The 25,223-nt window shown below is 39.6% G+C and carries 18 protein-coding genes and 1 tRNA gene; 12 read left to right on the forward strand and 7 right to left on the reverse strand.

Annotated elements, in window-relative coordinates:
- The first annotated feature begins 49 nt into the window (after positions 1–49).
- From A923_RS23030 to pdxY, 5 genes are all read left to right on the forward strand, one after another.
- A tRNA-OTHER gene (locus A923_RS23030) sits at positions 50–147 on the forward strand.
- Positions 148–924: 777 nt separating this feature from the next.
- Positions 925–2,520 (forward strand): lysine decarboxylation/transport transcriptional activator CadC, encoded by a 1,596-nt coding sequence (gene cadC, locus A923_RS0119095; protein ID WP_017223301.1) that lies wholly within the window; start codon positions 925–927, stop codon positions 2,518–2,520.
- Positions 2,521–3,156: 636 nt separating this feature from the next.
- On the forward strand, positions 3,157–4,482 hold the full coding sequence (cadB, locus tag A923_RS0119100) for a cadaverine/lysine antiporter (protein WP_017223302.1): 1,326 nt from the start codon (positions 3,157–3,159) through the stop codon (positions 4,480–4,482).
- A gap of 103 nt (positions 4,483–4,585) precedes the next feature.
- Positions 4,586–6,721 (forward strand): lysine decarboxylase, encoded by a 2,136-nt coding sequence (gene cadA / locus A923_RS0119105; protein WP_017223303.1) that lies wholly within the window; start codon positions 4,586–4,588, stop codon positions 6,719–6,721.
- Between the two features lie 64 nt (positions 6,722–6,785).
- On the forward strand, positions 6,786–7,685 hold the full coding sequence (gene pdxY, locus A923_RS0119110) for a pyridoxal kinase PdxY (RefSeq protein WP_017223304.1): 900 nt from the start codon (positions 6,786–6,788) through the stop codon (positions 7,683–7,685).
- A gap of 83 nt (positions 7,686–7,768) precedes the next feature.
- Here pdxY and lysS read toward each other — a convergent pair whose 3' ends face one another.
- The 3 genes from lysS to A923_RS0119125 all read right to left on the reverse strand — a co-directional run bounded on the left by lysS (position 7,769) and on the right by A923_RS0119125 (position 9,997).
- Positions 7,769–9,277 carry a lysine--tRNA ligase gene (lysS, locus tag A923_RS0119115; RefSeq protein WP_017223305.1) on the reverse strand — a complete coding sequence of 503 codons (1,509 nt, stop codon included), beginning with the start codon at positions 9,275–9,277 and terminating at the stop codon, positions 7,769–7,771.
- A gap of 62 nt (positions 9,278–9,339) precedes the next feature.
- The gene (locus A923_RS0119120) at positions 9,340–9,675 is read right to left on the reverse strand and encodes an SMR family transporter (protein ID WP_237716246.1); all 336 of its coding nucleotides are present in this window, start codon (positions 9,673–9,675) and stop codon (positions 9,340–9,342) included.
- Positions 9,665–9,997 (reverse strand): DMT family transporter, encoded by a 333-nt coding sequence (locus A923_RS0119125; RefSeq protein WP_017223307.1) that lies wholly within the window; start codon positions 9,995–9,997, stop codon positions 9,665–9,667. Before A923_RS0119125 ends, A923_RS0119120 begins: the two co-directional genes overlap by 11 nt.
- Positions 9,998–10,127: 130 nt before the next feature.
- On the opposite strand from A923_RS0119125, the gene A923_RS0119130 reads away from it, so the two are divergent.
- The 7 genes from A923_RS0119130 (at position 10,128) to A923_RS0119160 (ending at position 19,337) form a co-directional block, all read left to right on the forward strand.
- Entirely contained in the window at positions 10,128–11,012 is an 885-nt protein-coding gene (locus A923_RS0119130; protein WP_017223308.1) for a LysR family transcriptional regulator, read from the forward strand.
- Between the two features lie 82 nt (positions 11,013–11,094).
- Entirely contained in the window at positions 11,095–11,694 is a 600-nt protein-coding gene (locus tag A923_RS0119135; protein WP_017223309.1) for a Yip1 family protein, read from the forward strand.
- A 323-nt stretch (positions 11,695–12,017) separates the two neighbouring features.
- On the forward strand, positions 12,018–14,171 hold the full coding sequence (locus tag A923_RS0119140; protein WP_017223310.1) for an FAD-dependent oxidoreductase: 2,154 nt from the start codon (positions 12,018–12,020) through the stop codon (positions 14,169–14,171).
- Positions 14,172–14,361: 190 nt separating this feature from the next.
- On the forward strand, positions 14,362–15,777 hold the full coding sequence (locus A923_RS0119145; protein WP_017223311.1) for an aminotransferase-like domain-containing protein: 1,416 nt from the start codon (positions 14,362–14,364) through the stop codon (positions 15,775–15,777).
- Between the two features lie 315 nt (positions 15,778–16,092).
- Positions 16,093–17,499 carry a cytochrome c oxidase accessory protein CcoG gene (ccoG, locus tag A923_RS0119150; RefSeq protein WP_017223312.1) on the forward strand — a complete coding sequence of 469 codons (1,407 nt, stop codon included), beginning with the start codon at positions 16,093–16,095 and terminating at the stop codon, positions 17,497–17,499.
- Positions 17,500–17,670: 171 nt separating this feature from the next.
- Complete coding sequence (locus A923_RS0119155) at positions 17,671–18,663, forward strand: serine/threonine protein kinase (protein ID WP_017223313.1); 993 nt, start codon at positions 17,671–17,673, stop codon at positions 18,661–18,663.
- Between the two features lie 47 nt (positions 18,664–18,710).
- Positions 18,711–19,337 carry a thiol:disulfide interchange protein DsbA/DsbL gene (locus A923_RS0119160; protein ID WP_085984828.1) on the forward strand — a complete coding sequence of 209 codons (627 nt, stop codon included), beginning with the start codon at positions 18,711–18,713 and terminating at the stop codon, positions 19,335–19,337.
- Positions 19,338–19,430: 93 nt separating this feature from the next.
- Here A923_RS0119160 and A923_RS0119165 read toward each other — a convergent pair whose 3' ends face one another.
- From A923_RS0119165 to A923_RS0119180, 4 genes are all read right to left on the reverse strand, one after another.
- Positions 19,431–21,092, reverse strand: coding sequence for an AMP-binding protein (locus A923_RS0119165; RefSeq protein WP_017223315.1), 1,662 nt, complete (start codon positions 21,090–21,092; stop codon positions 19,431–19,433).
- Between the two features lie 230 nt (positions 21,093–21,322).
- Positions 21,323–22,225, reverse strand: a complete 903-nt coding sequence (locus A923_RS0119170; protein WP_017223316.1) for an acyltransferase — start codon at positions 22,223–22,225, stop codon at positions 21,323–21,325.
- The gene (locus tag A923_RS0119175) at positions 22,218–23,120 is read right to left on the reverse strand and encodes an acyltransferase (RefSeq protein ID WP_017223317.1); all 903 of its coding nucleotides are present in this window, start codon (positions 23,118–23,120) and stop codon (positions 22,218–22,220) included. Before A923_RS0119175 ends, A923_RS0119170 begins: the two co-directional genes overlap by 8 nt.
- 93 nt (positions 23,121–23,213) lie before the next feature.
- Positions 23,214–24,731, reverse strand: a complete 1,518-nt coding sequence (locus A923_RS0119180) for a YifB family Mg chelatase-like AAA ATPase (protein ID WP_017223318.1) — start codon at positions 24,729–24,731, stop codon at positions 23,214–23,216.
- Positions 24,732–25,223 lie beyond the last annotated feature (492 nt).

The raw sequence follows: 25,223 nt of genomic DNA on the forward strand, positions 1-25,223 counted from the left end.
GGTTTTTTTATGCCTGAAATTCGAGACACAAGAAAACAGATTGTGCGGCGTGGTAGTTCAGTTGGTTAGACTCCTTATAAAAAGATAAGCGGCCTATCACGCCGTGGGCCGCGAGTTGTGGTTTACAAAAAGTCGTCTACTCCGCCAACAAACAAAAAAGCCTGAATCTTTCGATTCAGGCTTTTTTGTACCTGAAATTCAGGGGTATAAACAAAAAATATTGTGCAGAGTGGTCGTTCAGTTGGCCAGACTCTCTATAAAAAGACAAGCGGCCTCTCACGGCGGGGACGCGAGTTGCAGTTGTAAGAAGTCGTCAACTTTCCCTTTGCCAACTAATAAAGAAACTTGAATCAATGATTCAGGTTTTTTTATGCCTGAAATTCAGGCATTCAGAAACACTGATTGTGTGAGAGTTGGCTTTTATGGATAGTATACAGTTGTAGGTTATTCATCAAAAACGTTACGTCACACTGCTGAAGGCGGCACAGGTTCAAATCCCATCTATACACCAAGAATAAAAAGCCTGAATCTTACGATTCAGGCTTTTTTTATATCTGAAATTCAAAGGTTAAAAAGACTGTCACAATTAAGAGAGGAGCTTTAGAGGTTATAAACCTCTATTTTTTGGGTTACTATTTTAATATTATTATTGATCTAAGTGCTAAAAATGGTGATTAATCAGAATATATAATGTTAGATACAATGCCCTAATATAGGCTTTTTAGCGATCTGTGTCACACTATTCGACAATGCGTTAAGCTGATGAAAAAGGAGTGTTAGTGGCCGTTTTACTGCTGGTATTATGAGAATAAATCATGCATTAAACGCTGAGTTTATCGCTTGTTAGTACTCACTTTCACGATGTTGGTTGAAGAATAGAATTGTGATACCTTGCGTTAATAATATTAAATGTTGGAATATTTTATGAATGGTTTATGTTTTCAAATCAGTAATTGGATATTGATTGTTGAAGAAAATAAACTGTACCGACAAGGAAGAGAAGTAACAGTTGAACCCCGTTTGGTTAATTTATTATCCTTTTTAGCACAATCACCGAGTGAAGTCTTTGGACGTGAAGAGTTGATTGAGCACATTTGGGATGGTGCTATTGTTAGTGACCAAGTGGTAACACAGTCTATTTTTGAGCTACGGAAAATATTAAAAGATGGACGTGTTGATTGCGAACGATTTATTGTTACAGTGCCTAAACGTGGATATCGATTAGTTGCAGATACAATAAAACTAACCTGTGATGATGCCCGTAAATTAATTACTGAAAGCAAAAATGCAGACGAAATTGTTGATGATGAAAAAACGACAGATATCGATACTGATCTAGATTACGAACAAGCCATTACTGTATTTCCCGCAGGGCCATTAACTCGCGCCGTCACCCATATATCTAAACATGCAGCAGCAGAAGAAGCAAAGTCAGACACTAAACTTACTTTCTTACAGCGCTATAAATTACAGCTATTTGACAGTTTTCTATTGTCAGTATTAATTTGTATTATTGTGCTTTGTACCTACGTACAAACTAAGCCCGAAATAACGCGTTCGTTAGATACGCAAGTTATTGAGTTTAGCTATTGTGCAAGTCAGAAATCCGATAAGACGAGTGAATATCTTGCTGATGGTATTAGCCAAAAATTAATGAATGATGTATTAACTCTCAGTAATTATCGTGTGCAGTTAAAGAAAACTGATTTTACAACGGGTATTTTACCGGGGAAATTAGTGAGTGTCAGGATCGATAAGCAACAGGGCTTGTCATATTTAGATATTAATTATCGTAATAATGCATCTAATCGCATTATATTCAGTAAGCAGTACTTAATATCAGGCGATGAGATGTATGACAGTTTAGAGAAAGCATCATCTGATCTTACGGCTGCATTAAGAATTAATCCAACGCCGACACAACTTGATTATGTCATGCAGGACTTACCTGAAGATCAAGATTTGTTAACCAAATTAATCATGGCTAATCATTATACTAATCAAGTAGACCCTAAATTGTTTATGCAGGGAATTGATTTATTTGAAGATATCTTATCTGTGGATCCAACTAATGGACTAGTACTTGCTGAGCGTTATATTGCTTATAATGTCTTGTCATCATTATCGTTATCTGATGAGTTTGTAAATGAAATTAAACGCTCGAGTGCCGATTTATTAGAGAATAATAGTTATGAAGGTAATAACGTATTGGCCGCAAGAGAATATGAAGCTTTGGCATTACAAGCCTTATTACAAGGTCATGAGCTTAAAGCAAATAACTTGATTACCTTGGCGGGAAAAAGTCGCCGTTCTTCGATATATTATATTATCGTTGGTAAATTAGCGGAATTAAGTGGCAACCTTGATAGTGCTGGTGATGCTTATACCCAGGCGTTTTACATTGATACGTCTGTCGAAACTTACCAACTAAGTTCTAATCTGGCATTTCATAGTAATCTTGAGAGAATAGCCATTTTTATGTACCGAGCAATGAATTCTAGAGCTATCAAGCTGGTATAACTTAGGCTTTTAACCTGTAACCTTTTAGCCTCTGCTTGTCAGGGGCTTTTTTGTATCTACGATACTAGTATAAGAGTGTCGTTATGCCTCATAGCTTATCGTCATTTATATTTGACGATATTTAAATGCATGTTTTAGTACCTAGCTAAAGTTATCAATAAGACTTGGCAATCCCAATCCCAATCCCAATCCCAATAGCCATCACTCCAATTGATTTTCCTGACTGTTAATAGATCTTTTGTATTTTTTAATTCTTCATATGGATAGTAATAATCTAAATTTCAGCTTCTCTGAGGTCAGCTATAGATAGGTGTTAGGTTAATAAGCGTTGTATTCAATCTTTATAAATATACTTTATTAATAAATATAAACTTACCTTATCTGCTTATTTTTAAGTACATGTTTTTAAATGTTAAAAACGAATTCAATTATAAAGAATATATAAACTTTGTTTAATTTCCTAATGATTTTATTGTTCATTTTACCTTTATTTTTTTCTCTCTCATTCGGCGTAACCTGCAATTAGAAATTCAGGTGGCCTGCTGAGACTCATTTTTTATCTCGGCAATATCACCACTTAATCACTGGTTTGCTTACTGAGCATATTGCTCTATTTGATAAAATTTGGGAGATGAGATGTCATCTAATACGAAAAAAATTGGCTTGATTGCCTGTACTGGTGTTGTTGCCGGCAACATGATGGGCAGTGGTATTGCATTGTTACCGTCTTCTTTAGCGGCTGTCGGTTCGGTATCTATATTTAGCTGGATACTTTGTTTAGTTGGTGCGCTGAGTTTAGCATTTGTGTTTGCACGTCTATCGACGAAGGATCCACAAGAAGGTGGCCCAATTGGTTACGCGGGTGATGTTGCACCTGTACTTGGTTTCCAAACGGGTGTGTTGTATTACCATGCGAACTGGATTGGTAACTTAGCCATTGCTATTACAGGTGTTTCTTATCTTTCGGTATTCTTTCCTGTTTTAGCCCACCCTATTCCAGCAGCTATCGCGACAATTGTATCGGTATGGATATTCACTTTTATTAACTTGCTGGGTGGTACTTGGGTTAGCCGTCTATGTACATTAGGTCTTGTACTTATTCTCATTCCTGTTATCGGTACGGCAACAGTCGGCTGGGAACATTTTGATTCCACTATTTACAGTCAAAACTGGAATGTTTCATCTGGTAGTGATTCAAGTGCAATCATTAGCGCTGTGCTTATCTGTTTATGGTCATTCGTTGGTGTTGAATCTGCCGCTGTTTCTTCGGGCATGGTAAAAAACCCTAAACGCACAGTACCGTTAGCAACCATGCTAGGCACTGCGTTAGCGGGTATTATCTACATCTTATCTACTCAAGTGATTTCTGGTATGTTCCCTGCCGCTGAAGTAGCTGCATCAAGTGCTCCTTTTGCACTTGCAACAACGTCTATTTTTGGTAGTTGGTCAGCGCCATTTGTTGCGGCATTTACTGCTCTTGCTTGTTTTACATCGTTAGGTTCATGGATGATGCTGGTTGGTGAAGCCGGTAAACGTGCTGCTGCCGATGGTAACTTCCCTGCTATTTATGGTGAAACTGACAAATCAGGTGTGGCTAAGAAAGGTTTGGTTCTGGCGTCAATCAAGATGACGTTCTTGATGGCCTTCATCACGATGTTTAGTGGTTCATCAAATACTGGCGACTTATTCAATCAGCTTACTACAATCGCTGTACTGCTTACTATGCTGCCTTACTTCTATTCAAGCGTTAACTTAATCCGTTTAGAGAGTATGACTACACGAAATATCTTCGTGATGTTGTTCTCGGGTATTGCTTGTGTGTTTTGTTTAATCGCCCTTGCCGGTGCAGAAAGCTCTGCATTAACAGGAACCTTCCTTGTCTCGCTAATCATCCTTGTTTTCTACGGCAAGAAGAAAGGTCTTTCTCAAACCGAACCAACTGCAATCGCTACAAGTGCTTAATCTGAACAATCAATTTAAATCATTCCTTTTTAATTAATGTCTGGTGCTCGTTAATCTCTATCAAATGATAGCGAGTGCCCTTATTCGTCTTGGAGATCTTGAAATGAACATTATTGCTATCTTAAATCACATGGGCGTGTTCTTTAAAGAAGAACCTATTCGTCAATTACATGCTTCTTTAGAAAAAGCCGGTTACCAAGTTGTTTACCCTGTAAATGACAAAGACCTGATCAAAATGATCGAAATGAATCCACGTATCTGTGGCGCTATTTTTGATTGGGATAAATACCCGCTAACCCTTTGTGAACAAATTAATGCGTTAAACGAAAAACTACCAGTATTCGCATTTGCTAATGAACAATCTGCACTTGATGTATCGCTAACGGAGCTACGCTTAAATGTTTCGTTCTTCGAATATGCGCTTGGTATGAGCGATGATATCGCATTGAAAATTAACCAAGCGATTGACAAGTACAAAGACGAATTAATGCCTCCGTTCACGAAAGCATTGTTTAATTATGTTGAAGAAGGTAAATATACTTTCTGTACTCCTGGTCACATGGGCGGTACTGCGTTCCAACGTAGCCCAGCAGGTAGTATCTTCTATGATTTCTATGGTCCAAATGCATTTAAAGCTGACGTATCAGTGTCTATGCCGGAACTAGGTTCATTGCTTGATCACTCTGGTCCACATCAGGAAGCTGAAGAGTATATTGCGAAAACATTTAACGCTGATCATTCTTATATTGTGACTAACGGTACATCAACGGCGAACAAGATCGTAGGTATGTTCTCAGCACCATCTGGTAGCACGGTACTCATCGACCGTAACTGTCATAAATCGCTGACTCACCTATTAATGATGAGTGACATTACGCCAATCTACTTCTGCCCAACTCGTAACGCGTACGGTATGTTAGGCGGTATCCCACAAAGTGAATTTAGTCGTGAAGTGATTGAAGCTAAAGTTGCTGCAACACCAAACGCTGTAATGCCAAACTATGCGGTAGTAACTAACTCTACTTACGATGGTCTGTTATATAACACGCAATTTATTAAAGAAACACTTGATACTAAATTCATCCACTTCGATAGTGCTTGGGTTCCTTACACTAACTTCAACAACATCTATGAAGGCAAGTGTGGTATGAGTGGTGAAGCAATGCCGGGCAAAGTATTCTATGAAACACAATCTACTCATAAACTATTGGCTGCATTCTCACAATCTTCGATGATCCACATTAAAGGCGAGATTGATAAAGAAACATTCAATGAAGCCTATATGATGCATACATCAACTTCTCCACAGTATTCTATTGTTGCATCAACAGAAACCGCTGCGGCGATGATGCGTGGTAATACTGGTAAGAAACTGATGCAAGATTCTATCGATCGTGCAGTTCGTTTCCGTAAAGAAGTTAAACGCCTAGAAAAAGAAACAGACGGTTGGTTCTTTGATGTATGGCAACCAGAAGATATCGAAACAACTGAATGTTGGAATCTAGATCCAAAAGATACATGGCATGGTTTCAAAGATATCGATGCGGACCACATGTACTTAGATCCAATTAAAGTTACTTTGTTAACGCCAGGAATGGAAGGTGATGACTTAGCTGAAACAGGCATCCCTGCGTCATTAGTAGCTAAGTTCCTTGATGAACGCGGTGTGGTAGTTGAGAAAACGGGTCCATATAACCTATTATTCCTATTTTCAATTGGTATCGATAAAGCTAAATCATTAGCATTACTACGCGCGCTAACTGAATTTAAACGTGGATTTGATCTGAACTTAACAGTGAAAAACTTCATTCCTACGTTATATGCTGAAGATCCAAAATTTTATGAAGGCATGCATATCCAAGAGCTAGCTCTAGGTATTCATGACATGATGAAGAAATTCAAACTGCCAGAACTGATGTTTAAAGCGTTTGATGTATTACCGGAACTGAAAATTACGCCGAATGCTGCATGGCAACAAGAGCTACGTGGCCACACCGAAGAAGTCAAACTAAGCGAGATGGTTAATCGTGTTAATGCCAACATGATCCTACCTTATCCTCCAGGTGTACCACTAGTGCTACCAGGTGAAATGATTACTGAGAAATCACGCCCAGTATTAGAGTTCTTGGAAATGCTATGTGAAATCGGTACTGGTTTCCCTGGCTTTGAAACTGACATTCACGGTTTATATCCTCAAGAAGATGGTAGTTATACGGTTAAAGTTTTAAAACAAGATTAGGTTGCATTTAGCCATTTAATCTATAAATTAATCTTATTTATGATTCAACCAAAGAGGGGGCTTAATGCCCTCTTTTTTATTTCTTGTTGGGGTATTATTTATGAAGTCTATCTTGTCTATTCAATCTCATGTTGTATTTGGCTGTGCTGGTAATAGCGCGGTGGTTTTTCCTATGCGTAGAATGGGGGTTGAAGTGTGGCCGATTAACACTGTGCAATTTTCTAACCACACCCAATATCAGCAAGGTTGGCAAGGGATGGTGATGCCCGTTGATCAGATTAAGAGTTTAGTTGATGGTTTAGTCAATATTGACAGTTTATCAAGCTGTGATGCTGTATTAAGTGGCTACCTAGGTTCTGCCACACAAGGCAAGGAAGTACTTTATGCAGTAGAGCAAGTAAAACAGCATAATGCGGATGCCTTATATTTTTGTGATCCGGTAATGGGACATCCTGAAAAGGGCTGCATTGTGGTACCTGAAGTGATGGATTTTTTTAAATATCATGCATTGCCAAAAGCAGATGTCATTGCACCTAATCTACTTGAGTTAGAAACACTAGCTGATATGAGAATCGATAACATAGAGCAGGTTAAACAAGCCTGTTCTATGTTGTTAGAGCAAGGCGTAAAGATTGTGCTCGTTAAGCATTTGAGTAAAGCGGGTATAACAGCAAGTCAGTTTGAAATGTTGTTGGCAACGGCGGATGGTTACTTCCACATTACTCGTCCTTTGTATGATTTTATTCGTCAACCAGTCGGTGTCGGTGATTTAATTAGTGGCGTGATGTTAGCAAACTTGTTGGCGGGTCATAGCCCTGTGCATGCTTTTGAGTTAACGAATGCGGCAGTTGATGCTGTACTCAAACAGACTTTCGAACAAGGTTGTTATGAGCTGCAGTTAATTTCAGCGCAACAACAAATTGCAGAGCCGCAAGTGGAGCTGTACGCTAAACAGTTAAAGTGACATTTTTCAAAAAATAAGTTAAATAAAAGGGTAGCCATTTAATGGTTACCCTTTTTTATTGACGATTACTTAAGCTAATAAAATTAGTTTTGTGGGCGTAATGTTGGGAACAGGATCACGTCACGAATCGTATGGCTATTAGTAAATAGCATGACCAAACGATCGATACCGATACCTTGACCTGCCGTTGGTGGTAAACCGTGTTCCAAGGCTGTGATAAAGTCAGCATCGTGGAACATTGCTTCATCATCTCCGGCGTCCATGGCGGTAACTTGGTCGCGGAAACGTTGATCTTGGTCTGCAGAGTCATTTAACTCTGAGTAACCATTTGCAATTTCACGGCCACCGATAAAGAATTCAAAACGGTCAGTAATGAAGTTGTCGTTATCATTACTGCGTGCTAACGGTGACACTTCCGCTGGATATTCAGTAATGAAGGTTGGCTGGATCAATTTTTCTTCTACTGTTTCTTCGAATATTTCAGTGATCACACGACCACGACCCCAATTAGCCTGTAGTTTAATGCCCAACCCTTGTGCTACTGCTGTCGCACCTTCCATGGTTGCTAATTGCTCTGCGCTGATATTCAGGTTGTATTTCAAGACTGAATCGATCATTGAAATTTTATCGAACTCTTTACCGAAATCGTAAACATCATCACCGTAAGGTACTAGTGTTGAACCTAAGATATCGAGTGATAAGGTGCGTAGCATGCCTTCTGTTAGCGCCATTTGATCTTTGTAGTCGGCATAGGCCATATAGAACTCAAGCATCGTGAATTCAGGATTATGACGTGTTGAAATACCTTCGTTACGGAAGTTACGGTTAATTTCGAACACACGCTCAAAGCCACCTACAACTAAACGTTTCAAGTACAACTCTGGCGATACACGTAGATACATATCCATATCCAATGCGTTATGTTTGGTGATAAATGGACGCGCAGAAGCGCCACCAGGGATCACCTGCATCATCGGCGTTTCTACTTCCATGAAGCCATCTTTGAGCAAGTAGTTTCGAATACCGGCAATGACTTGCGAGCGGATCATAAATGTTTTACGCGCGTCCTCGTTGGCAATTAGATCCAGGTAGCGTTGACGGTAACGAGTTTCTTGCTCTGCTAGACCGTGAAATTTATTTGGTAGCGGACGTAATGCTTTGGTTAATAACTCGAGGTTGTTAATTTTTAAGCTAAGTTCGCCAGTTTGAGTTTTAAATAAGTAACCTTCAGCACCAACAATATCGCCAATGTCCCATTTTTTAAATTGTTCATTGTAGAAGTTTTCTGGCAAGTTATCGCGGCTTACATATAGTTGGATTTTACCACCCATATCCTGGAGTGTCACAAAGCTCGCTTTACCCATAATACGACGAGTCATGATACGGCCAGCAACTTTAACAGTTACCTTTAGCGCAGCTAATTCATCAGTCGATTTGTCACCATAAGTGTTCAATAAGTCGTTAGAAATTGAATCTCGACGGAATGTGTTTGGGAAGGCGTTACCTTGCTTTTGCAGCTCGGCTAACTTGTGGTGACGTTGTGCTACTTCACTTTGAAAATCGATTTCTGGATTTTGGATGGTTTCCGACATATATAGCCTCTTATCTTTAATATATTAATTCATATGATTTATTGTTGAGTAAATGATTACGTTTAGTGTGAAAATTGCAGGACTACAATGCCTGAAATTAACAGTGGTACACCTATTTGGCTACGACGTCCAATCGTTGCGCCAAACATATATTTATCGACCAACAGAGTGCCAACAATACCGCCAGCGCCCCAAGTCGCATAGGCAATCGATAATTGGATTGACTGTACTGCTTGGCCTAGACTGATAAATGCCGCGGCAACCAGCAAGATTGCTACTACGCCTGGTAATTTATTTTTAAAACCATCCGATAGTTTTAAAAAATAATTCGCCGTGATATCTAACAATATGGAAAAGCACAAAAATAGGATGTGTATGAGTTCTGCGTTATTCATCATCGTGTCCTTCATCTGTGTTAATAAAGATAAGTCCAGCGACGATCAAACCAACACCGAAAATTTTAGCTGGAGTGATCATTTCATCAAAAAGATAATTACTTATTATTGTGATGAGTAAGATCCCAACCCCTTCCCAAATTGCGTAAGCCACTCCTAATGGAATTTTTTGTATTGCTTTAGATAATAAAAAGTAGGATATCCCTATTAATATGATCATCGCTACTGTACCCGTTACCGGGTTGTTTTCAGCTGAAAAACGCATGGAAATAGTGCCTGCGACTTCAGCAATAATGGCAAAAAACAGCATCATGCTGTGATACATAAAAAGTCCCTATTTGTATTAATAATGCTGTAATTAATGTGTTATTTAATTACTATGGTGTTCAGTGTATCGCCAGTTATTAAAAAGGTGTAATCGCTCAGCGTCGTTTATTTCATCACTAAGGGTTGTTATGAGATTAATACAAATCGAGATGTTTCTATTAGCGGTTAAAACCGGGTCTATTTCAGAAGCGGCAATACAACTTGATAAAAGCCGCTCTACAGTTAGTGCAGCACTGCTTGCGCTTGAAGATGAGTTAGGCGTGAACTTATTATTACGCAGCGGTAATAAAATAGAATTAAGCCACATCGGTGAAAATATCGTTGCTGATTGCCAGCGCATACTTCATCTGTCTCAGGGGGTGCATGCTAAATGTGCACACCATTTGGCGGGTGCCGAGTCGGCATTACGCATAGCTCGTGACGATGCCTTACCGGAAAAATTCTGGAATCAACTGATTGGCGAAATAGAGAAAAGATTTCCACAGACATCACTATCAATGTATGCAGCACCGACCCCAGAATTGGTCGATTATGTTGAAAATAATAAAGTTGATATTGCCTATGGGATGATAACCGATACCCATGATTATCAACGGCATGTTCGATATGAACTTGGCCAAATACGGATGATGGCGGTTGCTGCAGCAACGCATCCGTTACATACCATTGGCAATCGTTTAACCAGTAATGATTTAGCGCTGTATACCGAAATTGTCTTGGCTTATATGGACGGCTTGTTGACTGTTGAAGCCTCAATCAGTAATCGTTATATCGGCTTAACATTTTATGAATACTTACGTGACGCCGTATGTAATGGCGTAGGTTGGGCCAAAGTGCCAGCACCTCTTATAACTGAACAACTTAGAAATGAGACACTTAAAGTACTTCGTTATAAAAAATCGATGAGCTGGGAAATTTATGGCGAAATTACCGGAGTAGACTTTTGTCGTGGCGCGGTGACAGATTGGATTGCAGAGCAAATTGAACACTACTTGATTACTGAGTCACACTAATGACTAATTGTTAGTTGCGTCACTGGCAATCTCAATATATTCGATAATACTTAAGTCATCATCTTATATTAAGGGACGACTTATGTTAGTAAAACACTTATGGGGTTTATACGTACAGCCCAAGGACGAATGGATTGATATTGATACCCACCATGAGTCTTTATTATCCGTGGTTGTGAGCCTGCTATTTTTTGCTTTAATACCGGCTACATCAGCCTGGTATACAGCAACGGTGACAGGTTGGAAACTTGGTGTCGGAGAAACGACTTATTTATCTTCTTCAAGTGCGACGATTATGGCTGTGGCTATGATCATCGTCAGTATCACGCTCGTGACGACATTTGCTATTTTTGTGCAGTGGATGGCGGGTAATTTTGGTTCATCGTCTAGTTTTCCCCAAGCATTAGAGTTAACCACATATACAGCAGCACCTATCTTTATTACGGGTATTGCCGCGCTGATTCCTGTTGCTTGGGTAATTATGCTAGCTTTATTAGTTGGCGTCGCATTTTCGGTGCGTGCGCTTTACACCGGGGTACCAGTCATTATGCATATTACTGAAGAACGGGGATTTATTTACGCCTCGTCATTACTGACGGTTGGTCTAGTATTGTTTGTTGCATCTATGGGCTTTACTGTCGTGATGTGGAGCTTTGGATTGGGACCACAGTTTGTAATTTAATTAGACCAACAATATAAGTATTTTTTAGCAGCGTTATAGACTCATTCTATATCGCTGTTTTTATTTAACTGCATTATTGAAATAGCGTATTTAAATGTTATTACGCTCAACGCCAAAATTCCTCTCATTTAATATTAACAAGCACTTGCCCGCAAAAAGTACCATATCAAGTAGATTAACGCTCGAATATCTATTAGTGTGATTTAACTGTGTGAAATTTAACATTAAGATAGAAATAATAGATTGTCGTGAGACTTTCGTGATGATTGAAGGTTAGGCTTACAATTAGACGCGTTATTGATGAGTGCAAGGATAGGTGCCAGATGGCTATTAATGATAAAGAACAACAATCGAAGAGTAAAAAAATTATTATCGCGGTGATTATTACCGTATTTTTATTGTGGTATGGATTTGACCTAAACCAATACGCTTCGCTGGAACAAATTAAAACATTACAACAAACGTCTGGTGACTACATTGCTGCTAACCGCTCGTTGGCGATGCTCATTTTCTTCGTTAGTTATGTCGCGATCACTGGTTTCTCATTACCGGGCGCGGTATTACTCACTTTGCTTGGCGGTGGTTTATTTGGCTTTGGTTATGGCTTACTGCTGATTTCTTTCGCTAGCTCTATTGGTGCTACGTTGGCCTTTTTGGTGAGCCGTTATCTATTAAGAGATTATGTACAAAATAAATTTGGTTCACGGCTTGATGCGATCAATAAAGGCGTGGAAAAAGAAGGTGACTTTTATTTGTTTTCACTGCGTTTAATCCCTGTTTTCCCGTTCTTTTTAATTAATATTTTAATGGGCCTGACCAAGATCAGTACCCGTAGCTTTTACCTTGTCAGTCAGATCGGTATGTTGGCTGGAACCGCTGTCTATGTGTGGGCGGGGACTCAGTTAAGTGAAATTAATAGCTTATCGGGTATCGCTTCTCCTTCATTGCTCGGTGCATTGGCATTGCTAGGTATTTTCCCTTGGGTCGCTAAAAGAGGTCTAGCACTATTTAGTCAGCGTAAACGTTATGCTCGTTGGACTAAACCAACATCATTTGATCGTAATATGATCGTGATTGGTGCTGGTGCTGGCGGTTTGGTCAGTGCTTATATCGCTGCAGCAGTTAAATCAAAAGTAACCCTGGTTGAAAAACACCGTATGGGTGGTGATTGTTTAAATACCGGTTGCGTACCATCAAAAGCATTGATCCGTAGCGCACATGCAGTTGCTGAAATCGGTCGTGCAAATGAATTTGGTATTGATGCTGAAATTAAGCAGATTAATTTTGAAAAAGTAATGGGACGAATTCAAAATGTCATTAAAGCGATTGAACCGCATGATTCGATTGCACGTTATTCAGCAATGGGTGTTGAGTGCTTAACTGCAGAAGCTAAAATTATTGATCCTTGGCGCGTGCAAATTGGCGAACAGGTATTAACGACTAAAAATATTGTAGTGGCTACCGGGGCGCGTCCTATTGTACCGCCGATTACCGGATTAACTGATGTACCTTATTTAACATCGGATACGCTGTGGCAGTTAACAGAACAACCGTCAAGGTTATTAGTGTTAGGCGGTGGACCGATTGGTTGTGAAATAGCACAAAGCTTTGCCCGTTTAGGTTCCGCAGTGACGCAAGTTGAGATGGCGGATCAACTGTTGGGACGCGAAGATGAAGACGCTGTTGCCGTAGTACAAGCCGAATTGTTGGCAGATGGTGTTAATATTTTACTTGGTAATAAAGTCGCTAGTTTTGTCAGCGAAGATGGTCAATATAGCGCGGTATTGTCGAATGGTGATTCTGTTGTTTTTGACCAGGTATTCTTAGCGTTGGGGCGTCAGGCTAATACTCGTGGTTTTGGTTTAGAAGAGCTTGATATTACTATCACGGATCGTGGTCTTATTGAGATTAATGAATACCAACAAACCTCCATTCCTAATATATATGCCGTGGGTGATGTTTCTGGCCCTTATCAACTTACCCATGTCGCTGCGCATCAAGCTTGGTTTGCGGCGGTAAATGCTTTATTTGGCTCGGTGAAAAAATTTGCCACCGATTATCGTGTGATCCCTGCGGTAACTTACACTTACCCTGAACTTGCCCGCGTTGGACTGAGCGAAAACGAAGCGCAGCAAGCACAGCTCGATTATCAGGTGACTAAATATGCCATTGATGATTTAGATAGGGCTATCACTGATAGTGAGACTAAAGGCTTTATTAAAGTGATCACCGCGGGCAATAGCGATAAAATTTTAGGTGTGACGATTGTTGCCAGTCATGCGGGTGAGTTATTGGCAGAATACACCTTAGCGATGAAATATAAACTAGGCTTAAATAAAGTATTAGGCACTATTCATCCGTATCCAACCATGAGTGAAGCTAATAAGTATGTGGCGGGCAATTGGAAGCGTAATAACAGCCCCGAGAAGCTATTAGCTTGGGTAGCAAAGTTTCATCGTTATATGCGCAAAGCCTAATGTTTGGATGTCAGTATATCTGTCGGTATAGTGAGAAAATAGAATCGTCTTGAAAATATCGTATATAATCGGTCGCACTTAATTTACTTTTATTGTGCGCTCTCTTGTTCGCTTTATTTTCAGTATACTATTTTCATTTCGGTACTTCTTATTCCGATACTTTTATTCCGATAAGCTCAGGTAGATATTGATGTTGTTACAAAAAAGTCGCTACCATGGCGTAGCGGCTGAAATTCAGTTACAGATCGAACAGCGAATATGGCTACCTGGCGAGCGTATTCCTTCTATTCGTAAAATGAGTAAAATACAAAACATCAGCCCGATGACGGTATTAAAAGCCTATGAGTTGTTAGAGGCTGAAGGCTGGATTTATGCGAAACCACGTTCTGGTTATTTTGTTGCCGCCCATCTTAATCGTCTCGCTATTCCTCAACAAACCATCCCACAACTAACTAATCGCGCCATTAAAATCAATGAGCATGTTTTTGAAGTACTGACTGCCTGCAAGCGTGTGGATATTGTGCCACTTGGCTCTGCTTTTCCTGATCCTGAATTATTTCCGTTAAAACAATTAGGTCAAGCGTTAGCTAAAACCATCAAAACTATGCCTGCGTTAAGTGCTATCACGGAATTACCGCCGGGTAGTGTGGCCTTAAGACGGGCGATAGCTCAACGTTATATTCGTGACGGTATTGATGTGTCCATTGATGATATCGTCATCACGTCAGGTGCGATGGAGTCATTAGGTTTGAGTCTGATGGCGGTGACAAAACCAGGTGATACCGTGGCGATTGAATCACCGGCTTTTTATGGGGTATTGCAAACGGTCGAACGCTTGCAGCTTAAAGCCATTGAAATTACCACAGACCCACAATTCGGCATGTCGGTTAAGGCGTTGCAACATGCCGTTCGAGAGCATGATATTAAAGCCTGTTGGTTAATGAGCAAATACCAAAATCCGCTGGGCTCATCTATGCCTGAAAAAAATAAGCTAGCTTTGCTTGAGGTGCTAACTAAAGCGCAAATCCCATTACTTGAGGATGATGTCTACAGTGAGCTGTATTTCTCAGAACACAAACCTAAACCGATCAAAGCCTATGATGAACAAGGTTTAGTACTCCATTGTTCATCATTTTCAAAATGTTTAGCACCTGGCTTTAGAGTGGGTTGGGTCGTTGCTGGGCGTTATGCCAAACAAATTGAACAATTGCAATTGATGACAACGCTTTCTGCTGCAGTGCCTAATCAACTGGCCATCGCTGAATTTGTATTACATGGTCGTTATGATATTCACTTACGGCAGTTAAGGCGTCAGCTCAAATCAAGGCAGCAACAAATGCAACATGCCATTGAGCAATACTTCCCAGCTGAAACCAAGATCACCAGGCCGAGTGGCGGTTATTTCTTATGGTTAGTGTTCCCTACACATATAAATACAGCAGAGTTGCTGCATACTTTACTGGATAAGCATAATATCAGTATCGCCCCTGGCACCTTGTTTGCCAGCGATAATAAGTATAAAAACTGCATGCGGATTAATTGTTCCTACTTACTCACGGATAAAATACGCCAAGCGCTTATTACGTTAGCAGAATGTGTCGGATAATTAGTTATCTAGTCAAACTGTTCTAGTTACTGTTATAACTAAAGCATCTGTTATAGGGCAGTTTAGTACTGATCTGTACTATGCTAATACGCCTGATTTATGTTTCAATAGCCCCGCTAATACATTAAATAATTATATCCATTAAGAGATGATTGGATTAGCGCTATGTCAACTTGCTGGTAACTCTGTCTGCAAGTTTTGCGATTGTGATAAGTGTTTGATTAAATTAATAAGCATTAGATAAGTCAGATGATAGTAAAGACTTATCTAATGCTTCTTTGATATAATTGAAGATATAAAAATAAGGAGCATATAATGTCTGAAGAACGCATAAATATAAAAGATGTAACCCCTAAAGTTAAACCTAAATATACCAATGTCGGCGCTGATAATCATATCTATGTCCGTAACATGACGGGTGTATTTCAGCGATTAAGAAAATACATGGGTTGGTTTTTTATGGTGCTATTTTTAGCATTACCTTTGTTCCAGTGGGATGGCCACCAAGCGATCTTATTAAATATTGCTGAACAGCGTATTCATATCTTTGCTTTAACTATTTTCCCTCAAGATCTGATGTTACTCGCCTTATTGCTGATCGTAGGAGCCTTCGCGTTATTTTTCATCACCGCTTATTTAGGGCGAGTTTGGTGTGGCTTTATGTGCCCACAAACTATCTGGACCTTTATCTTTATTTGGTTTGAAGAAAAAATTGAAGGTTCAGCCAATAAACGTTTGAAGTTAAACCAAGGCCCTGTCACTGCTGATAAAGTAAAAAAGAAAGCACTTAAACATACAGCATGGTTAAGTTTTTCGGTGTTTACTGGTCTAGCATTTATGGCTTATTTCGTGCCTATTTTTGATCTTTACAGCGATTTTTTTACTCTGCAAGCTAGTGGCCTAGTGTATTTCTGGGTACTGTTTTTTGCATTTTGTACTTACGGCAATGCAGGCTGGATGCGTAGCATCATGTGTACCCACATGTGCCCGTATGCGCGTTTCCAGTCTGCCATGTTTGATACTGATACTTTAATCGTTGGTTACGATTTTAATCGTGGTGAATCACGAGGTCCACGTACACGTAAAACAGATTATAAAGCTAAAGGCTTAGGCGATTGTATCGACTGTAACTTATGTGTTCAGGTATGCCCTGCTGGTATTGATATTCGTGATGGCCTGCAATATGAATGTATTAACTGCGGTGCTTGTATTGATGCGTGCGATCAAACGATGGAACGCATGAATTATCCAAAAGGCTTGATACGTTATACTTCTGAAAATGAACTAAACAATAAACCGCATGAAAAGAGCCGTTTCAAGTTTATAGCTTATGGCGTGATTATGACGTTGATGACGGTGATGTTTGCCGTGAGTGTTGTAAGTATTTCACCTGTACAAATGGATATTATCCGAGATCGTAACGCGCTCTATCGTGAAAACTCTGACGGTAATATTGAAAATACTTATACATTGAAAATTATTAACAAAACATCATTTACTCAGAAGTACAGTTTGTCGGTTACCGACGTGCCTGATCATGAATGGTTTGGGCCTCGTGAAATTGAAGTATTACCCGGAGAGTTGTTAGTGCAGCCGGTAAGTTTAGCTATCGACCCATATGATCTGAAGCAACCGGTGATTAAAATTAACTTTGTGATCACTGAACAAGGTAATGAACATTATGTCTTTACCCAGCAAAGTCGTTTTATCAGCCAGTTATAGTGTCAGCAAGCAACTATAAATAGCTTTATAATCAATGTAAGTTAAAGTAAATAGCAAGCCTAGGGATACTGGGCTTGCTATTATTGTATCCAGTCTAAGAACGGTTGTAGGTCTATAACGGTTATTTGGATATAGAGATTTGTATAAAGAGTAGTATTTTAGGACATGACAATGACAAACTTGCCTGTTGATTACAGTTTGCTTTCCCCTGACTTTATGTTGGATGCGATAGAGTCTATCGGTATCCGTGTCGATTCAGGGTTATTGGAATTAAACAGCTATGAAAATCGTGTGTTTCAATTTCTAGATGAAGATCGTCAACGCTTTGTGGTTAAGTTCTATCGCCCTGCACGTTGGAGTGATGAACAGATCCAAGAGGAACATGATTTTTCTCAGCAGTTAAAGTCTGCGGAAATTGATGTAGTTGCGCCGTTACAATTTGATGGTCGTAGTTTATTTATTTACCAAGGTTATCGCTTAGCCATTTTTCCGAGTGTCGGTGGTCGTCCTATTGAAGTGGACAATCTCGATGCGTTGGAATCTGTAGGGCGCAATTTAGGTCGAATTCATCAGTTAGCTAGCCAGCAATCATTTGTGCATCGACCAACATTATCGATTGCAGAATTTGTACAAGCACCGAAGTTGATATTACAACAAAATAACTTTGTACCAGGGCATTTAGAAACCGCGTTTTTTAATGTTTATGATGCGCTCGCTAAAGAAATTTCGTTGCAATATAAGCCGAATGATAAGCAGCTTATTCGCTTACATGGTGATTTACATGCTGGTAATATTTTATGGCGTGATGATAAGGTGACATTATTAGATTTTGACGATTGCCGTCAAGGGCCTGCAGTACAAGACTTATGGATGATGCTACATGGCGAACGTCATGAACAATTATTGCAATTAGAAGTGATGCTAGAAGGCTATGAGGAGTTTTGTTCCTTTGATGCTAAGCAATTACGATTAATTGAACCATTACGCGGAATGCGCATGATGAATTATTTGGGCTGGATTGCTAAGCGTTGGCAGGATCCTGCTTTTAGTCGTCATTTTTCGTGGTTCACTGATGAGCAATTTTGGCAACAACAGATCGGATTCTTACAAGAACAGATTGATAATATGCAAAAACCGCCGTTATCTCTCATTCCTAATTACTAATTTTTTGTACAGTTAATGTTGTTTAATTTAAATTTTCAGGAAGGAAAATGATGAAGAAATTATTTATATTGATTACCGCAATGCTATTTTTACCGTTTGCCAATGCGGCACAGTTTAAAGAAGGCGTGCACTATGATGTTATCTCTGAGCAGGCAACATCAAAGCCACAAGTTACTGAGTACTTTTCGTATTTTTGCCCACACTGTAATAAATTCGAACCGATTATGACTGACGTGACTAAACGTCTTGAAGGTACTGATATTAAAGTAGAAAAAAATCACGTCGCGTTTATTGGCCGTGAAATGGGTATCGAAATGCAAAAAGCATTTGCGACTGCAGAACTATTAAATGTTGAGCATGAAATGTCATCGGCAATTTTCTCAGCGATCCATGATCAAAAACGTCGATTCACTGGTCGTGATGATATCCGTACTGTATTTACAGATGCTGGTATCGATGGTAAGAAATTTGATGCTGCAGTAAATAGTTTTGCTGTTAACGGTAAAGTAGCGCGTATGGATAAAAATACCGCTTCAAATAATATCCGTGGTGTACCGGCATTAATCGTTAACGATAAATATCAGATTAACATGGGCAGCATTAAGGCCCGTGGTGAAGAATTTAACGTTAAGCTAGCTGCTCTGATTAAATATCTAGCGGCAAAAACCAACTAATTTACTTATATTTGTCTCGTTAATGTAGACAGTTTATAGGTATTAAAAAAGGACGCGATTGCGTCCTTTTGTTTAACTAAATTAATTGAAAACTTATTGTTCCCAAACAATCTTATCTTGATGACTTTCTTCGTAGAAAGGTTTGTAACGACTTTCTAGTTCATGACGTTTAAACTTCAACGTTGGTGTTAACAAACCATTATCTACCGTCCACTCATCTTTTAATACAATGATATGACCAATGCGTGCATGTGATTCTAACGACTTATTAATATGCTGACGTGTTTCTTCAAGGTTGTTTGTCATCGCTTCTTTATCTTGTTCTCGTGCTTCTGGTGATAACACGACCAATGCAACAGGCTGTGTTAAGGCTGCACCAGTAATACAGATTTGCTCAATATTAGGGTTTTCACCAAACTTACATTCAATCGGTACAGGTGTAACGTACTTACCTTTTGATGTTTTGAAGATGTCTTTTACGCGACCAGTGATCTTCACATAACCGTTACTGTCGATCTCGCCTTTATCACCGGTTTTGAAATAACCTTCTTCATCGAATGATAGTTTGGTTTGGGCTTCATCTTTGTAATAACCAGTCATCAGGCCATCACCTTTCACTAAGATCTCTCCTATTTCTGAAATCTTAAGATCAACCCCCGCGCCTGGTTTACCAATCGTACCGATTTTTTGCGGATTAAATGGATAGTTTAATGTGCCGTAGGCTAGGTTTTCAGTCATGCCCCATGCTTCGGTAATGTTTAAACCAAGACGCTGATACCATTGCAACAATGCTGGTGATACGGCTGCTGAACCACAACCCAGAATACGCGCATGCTGTAGACCCAAACCACGTTTAATTTTAGCTCTTACTAAACCATTAACGAATGGGATTTTAAGTAAAAAGTTAAGTTTGTGCGCCGGCATTTTTTGTAATACGCCCATTTGGAAGCGTGTCCATAGACGTGGTACTGAAACAAATAATGTCGGTTCTACAGACTGAATATTACTGACAAAGGTATCAAGTGATTCGACAAAGGAAACCACCCCTTTACCAGCATAAATACTACTACCTTCAATATAAATACGTTCGGTTATGTGCGCGAGTGGTAAATAAGATAATAATCGGTCACCTGGAATAATACCTAAACTATTAATAATATTATGCGATGCGGATTTGAATGCCGCAAAGGTAATCATGACGCCTTTTGGATTACCAGTACTGCCTGAAGTATAAATAATTGACATCAAATCGTCTAAATTGATGTGCGCAGGTGCTGCTAATGGTTGATGCTGTTCCAGCAAATCATTCCATTTGTATTGGCTATTTAGCGTTTCATATGGGTAGCTGATAGTAATAACGTCAGCAGGTAGTTTGCCTTCTAAACTTTGATAATTATCTAATTTACCAATAAACAATACTTTTGCTTCACTGTGCTCTAGTACATAGTTAATGGTTTTCGCGTTTGCAGTAGAATAAATTGGCACACTGATATAACCCGCATACATAATGGCTAAATCGTTAATAAACCATTCGGCACTATTTTTTGCTAGGATTGCTATTTTATCACCCGGAGCTAATCCCAGTGATTGCAGTGCTTGAGCAATACGCTTTGTTTGGTCTGCTACTTGTGACCAAGTAAACTCGTGAAACGTACCATTAATTGGCTGGCGTAAATATACCTCATTGGCACGATGCTTTTCCCAGTGCAATAAGGCATCGAGAGGAGTGTTTAAATTTGGTGCTAATGTGCTCATATGTGATCCCGAAAAAAGAGTAATGCAACAATGCGTTAACAGTTATAGCATGTTACACCTTGTTTCGTTTAAGATTAAAGTAAAAGTGAGATCTTCATGTCGTTTTAGAATTAAAACTCTATTTATGCCAGTTATTCCATCTTTTATTACCCCTAAAGCGTTATTTTATGAGGTTTTTAAAAAAATAAAATGAACTGGCCCACAAATCTACGATTCTAATATTGTCGGTGTTATGGTTGCTTTTGTTGGTAATAGGTTGCAATTAATTGTTCTTTACGTTGCCAGGTATTGGTTACCCATTGTTGGAAGTGTTGCTTAAAAATAGCATCATTTTGGTAGTCACCTTGTAAATCGGCTGTGATGGCGATAGTTTCAACGCGGATGACGATACGCTTTAATTTACCTTGCAGTAAATCCTTGAAAGGGGAGTCGGGGTTATCAGGGTAAATAATAGTGACATTCAATATCTGATCAAAGGTATTACCCATGGACGCTAATGCTAGCGCAATGCCAGCTGATTTTGGCGGTAGTAAATAACGGTAAGGCGAATTCGTTTGTTGCTGCTTCTCTTGTGTAAATCGCGTGCCTTCGGCAAAATTCACGATGGTTGTCGGTGATAATTTCGCTTTAGCACACGCTTGACGGGCACTCTGCAAATCTTTACCTTTCAAATGCGGTTTTTTGGCTAGTGTTTGTTTACTGTAACGCTTCATGAATGGCATATCTAATGCCCAGCAAGCAGTGCCAACAAACGGCACGAATAAGATCGCTTGTTTGACGAAAAATTTTGGTAGTGGGATCTTGTTGGCAAATACGGTAAAGAGAATAACAATATCAGTCCAACTGTGATGGTTGGCAATCAACAAGTACCAATTGTCTTTACCTAATTCCCCCTTTATTTCAATATCCCATTCGACTTTATTAATCAGTTTGATCATCCAAGCATTGATGTCTGCCCACATATGAAGTAGCACATCAGCACACTTACGCGTCGCTTTTTGCACTGTAGTAAAGGGTAAAATTAATTTAATTAAACCAGTTAGGGTAATTAACGTTAATGAGCACATTATATTAATCACGACTAAAGCAGTACTGATAATCATTAATATGAACGTGGGTAGAAAATTAATCATTTAATGGTGCCTGCTTTAGTTTTGTTAATGCTTGGTCTTTATTTACCCATAGTGCATTTATCCAGTGCTGAAAGTCAGCCTGGAAAGCCTTATCATTGAGATAATCGCCAATATAATGGCTGCTAATGTTTTGTGTACTGACTTGTACTTGGACTTGCTGCACTTGACCGCTAATAAATTGCCAAAAAGTGGGGATGCCTTGTGGGTAGTAAATAGTGACATCCACTAAGGTATCAAGTTGACCATTCATCGCATCAAGCGCAAATGCGATACCACCTGCTTTAGGCTTTAATAAATGATTAAAGGTTGATGCTTGCTGGCTATGTTTATGTTGCGTAAAACGGGTGCCTTCAACAAAATTCATCACGCTCACTGGTTTATGTTTGAACTTAGCACAGGCTTTCTTTGTTGTTTCAATATCTTTACCACGCATGTGTGGATTGTTCGCTAAAAACTTTTTGCTGTAGCGTTTCATGAAGGGAAAGTCGAGCGCCCACCAAGCTAACCCCATAAAAGGCACAAAGATAAGTTCTTTTTTTAAGAAGAATTTTAGAAAAGGGATCTTACCGTTTAATACCCGTTGTAAGACTAAAATATCCACCCAAGATTGGTGATTTGAAATCACCATGTACCATTTATTCAACGATAAACCTTCTGTGCCATTTACTTGAATCGTTGGGTTTCCAATTACTTTTTGGGTTATACCATTGACCGAGATCCAGTTCGAAGCGCAGCCATCAAGTAACTGGCTTAATACTTTTGTAGCCGCAGTAAAAGGTAACAGTGTTTTCAAAAAAGACAGTATCAGGATCGGAATTAACCAAAATATGGTATTGAAAAGATAACAGAGGAATGCAATGGCGCCCGCCACCTTTTGCGTGAATATCGAAAGCATAATATGGCCTTGGTGTGATAAAGAGCTGAAAGGATAAAACTATCATCACCTTATGCCAAACTAAAACTAAAACTAAAACTAAAACTATAATTATTACACATTTATTTGTTGTAAAAGCCTATCCATTGCGCGATATGAAAGCGCTTCCAGTAAATGGGATTTATTGATATCTATACAATTGTTCAAATCTGCGATGGTACGTGCGACTTTAATAATTTTATGAAATGCACGAGTTGATAAGCCCATTTTATCTATCGCCCGCTCTAAGAATACTGCATCTTGATGCTGTAGCGGACAATATAACTCTATCTCTTTGCTGCTGAGCGCATCATTTAATTTGTTACCACGTAGGCGCTGTATGGTTTGTGCGGCACTGACTCTTTGCTTAATTATGTCGCTGCTTTCACCACGTTGACCTTGCTCGGTTAAGCTGCCTTTTGGTAATGCCGGAACTTCAATGGTGAGATCGAAACGATCCAAAAATGGCCCCGATAACTTACTTAAATATTTGGCCACTTGGCTGCTATTACCACCAAACTTATTATTGTCGTAATAACCTGAAGGCGAAGGATTGAGTGCACCAATTAACTGAAATCGAGCAGGGAAGTCGACTTGTTGGTTGGCGCGGGAAATGCTGATCTGTCCTGCTTCTAAGGGCTCTCTTAACGAATCCAGGGCTTTACGTTGGTATTCCGGTAATTCATCCAAAAAAAGTACCCCGTTATGCGCGAGTGTTATTTCGCCAGGGCGGGGATTACGACCGCCTCCGACCAATGCAACCGCTGAGCAGGTGTGGTGAGGGGTACGAAAAGGCCGGCGGCACCAGTCTTGGGCGACAAACTCATTACCACTGATGGATTTAATGGCCGCACATTCTAAGGCTTCTTGCTCGGTCATATCGGGTTGAATACTGGTTAGGCGACTCGCCAGCATGGTTTTTCCTGTGCCCGGTGGACCAAATAAAAGTAAATTATGACTGCCTGCCGCACAGATCTCTAGCGCTCGTTTGGCACTTTGTTGGCCGATAATATCTTGCATGTCTTGCTGTGTTTCTGTTGGCGCAGCGAGGGATAATACGCGTTTCGCGATGGGTAGGGTCTGTTCATCATTTATATGCTGACACACTTGCTGTAAATCTACCGCCGTAAAACAATTGGCGTTATCAATAAGTGCGGCTTCATGGCCATTCTCGGTGGGAATGATACTGCTGCGACCAGCCTTTTTACCGGCAATAATACTGGGGATGGTACCTCGGCAGGCGCGCAGATTACCGGACAAAGATAACTCACCAATAAATTCTAATTGTTGATGTCGACTGGTATTGATTTGTTGTGAGGCGATTAAAATAGCGATCGCAATGGGTAAGTCATAACGGCTGCCTTCTTTGGGTAAGTCGGCAGGGCCCAAATTGACCGTGATGCGCTTTGCTGGCATAACAAAATTTGAATTCATTAACGCACTGCGTACCCGATCTTTCGCTTCTTTGACAGAGGTTTCAGGCAGCCCAACAATGGTAAAACCGGGTAAACCTTCACTAATGTGTACCTCTATGGTGATTAATGGGGAATTAATGCCTAAAATGGCGCGGCTGTAAATCACGGCTAAATTCATTGGTTATCCTGACTAAGTTCATGCTCGAGTTTGAACCTTAGTGTAATTCTTATTAAGCTCTGCTGAATTAGGTGGATTATTTAAAAACCTTAAGCAAGGTCCATTTGCCATATGCAATTTTGTGATGCTTGTCATATGTGAAGTTTAAAACTGGATGTGGTTGATTATTCGCTATATTGAATTATCACCGGCTGTTTATTTGGTTGTTTGAGTTATTTTTAGCACCGTTTAAGGCTTGCTTAAATAAATTCACCATGCTAATAATGAATTATAAAAAATTTATAGAGTTGTTGGATTAGTCATATGTTTAGGTTTACTTCGCGTCTTATTATTGTAGTCAGCATTCTGGTGGTAATTATTAAATTACCTCACCGGGGACTTACTGCTAAGCGAAAATAAGCTTAATCCAGCAATAAGAAAACCCCGGTCAATAACCGGGGTTTTTTTTGTTTGACGTTTAATAGTTTACAAGAATGATGTTTAAAGGGATGT

The organism is Moritella dasanensis ArB 0140 (assembly GCF_000276805.1).
Taxonomy (GTDB): Bacteria; Pseudomonadota; Gammaproteobacteria; order Enterobacterales; family Moritellaceae; genus Moritella; species Moritella dasanensis.

Coding starts and splice junctions, on each gene's coding strand:
- A923_RS0119130 (WP_017223308.1), top strand. CDS start 10,128: ATGAGATTAATACAAATCGAGATGTTTCTATTAGCGGTTAAAACCGGG.
- ccoG (WP_017223312.1), top strand. CDS start 16,093: ATGTCTGAAGAACGCATAAATATAAAAGATGTAACCCCTAAAGTTAAA.
- A923_RS0119170 (WP_017223316.1), bottom strand. CDS start 22,225: ATGATTAATTTTCTACCCACGTTCATATTAATGATTATCAGTACTGCT.
- lysS (WP_017223305.1), bottom strand. CDS start 9,277: ATGTCGGAAACCATCCAAAATCCAGAAATCGATTTTCAAAGTGAAGTA.
- A923_RS0119155 (WP_017223313.1), top strand. CDS start 17,671: ATGACAAACTTGCCTGTTGATTACAGTTTGCTTTCCCCTGACTTTATG.
- A923_RS0119135 (WP_017223309.1), top strand. CDS start 11,095: ATGTTAGTAAAACACTTATGGGGTTTATACGTACAGCCCAAGGACGAA.
- cadB (WP_017223302.1), top strand. CDS start 3,157: ATGTCATCTAATACGAAAAAAATTGGCTTGATTGCCTGTACTGGTGTT.
- A923_RS0119180 (WP_017223318.1), bottom strand. CDS start 24,731: ATGAATTTAGCCGTGATTTACAGCCGCGCCATTTTAGGCATTAATTCC.
- cadC (WP_017223301.1), top strand. CDS start 925: ATGAATGGTTTATGTTTTCAAATCAGTAATTGGATATTGATTGTTGAA.
- pdxY (WP_017223304.1), top strand. CDS start 6,786: ATGCCCTCTTTTTTATTTCTTGTTGGGGTATTATTTATGAAGTCTATC.
- A923_RS0119140 (WP_017223310.1), top strand. CDS start 12,018: ATGGCTATTAATGATAAAGAACAACAATCGAAGAGTAAAAAAATTATT.
- A923_RS0119125 (WP_017223307.1), bottom strand. CDS start 9,997: ATGTATCACAGCATGATGCTGTTTTTTGCCATTATTGCTGAAGTCGCA.
- A923_RS0119120 (WP_237716246.1), bottom strand. CDS start 9,675: ATGATGAATAACGCAGAACTCATACACATCCTATTTTTGTGCTTTTCC.
- A923_RS0119145 (WP_017223311.1), top strand. CDS start 14,362: ATGTTGTTACAAAAAAGTCGCTACCATGGCGTAGCGGCTGAAATTCAG.
- cadA (WP_017223303.1), top strand. CDS start 4,586: ATGAACATTATTGCTATCTTAAATCACATGGGCGTGTTCTTTAAAGAA.
- A923_RS0119165 (WP_017223315.1), bottom strand. CDS start 21,092: ATGAGCACATTAGCACCAAATTTAAACACTCCTCTCGATGCCTTATTG.
- A923_RS0119160 (WP_085984828.1), top strand. CDS start 18,711: ATGATGAAGAAATTATTTATATTGATTACCGCAATGCTATTTTTACCG.
- A923_RS0119175 (WP_017223317.1), bottom strand. CDS start 23,120: ATGCTTTCGATATTCACGCAAAAGGTGGCGGGCGCCATTGCATTCCTC.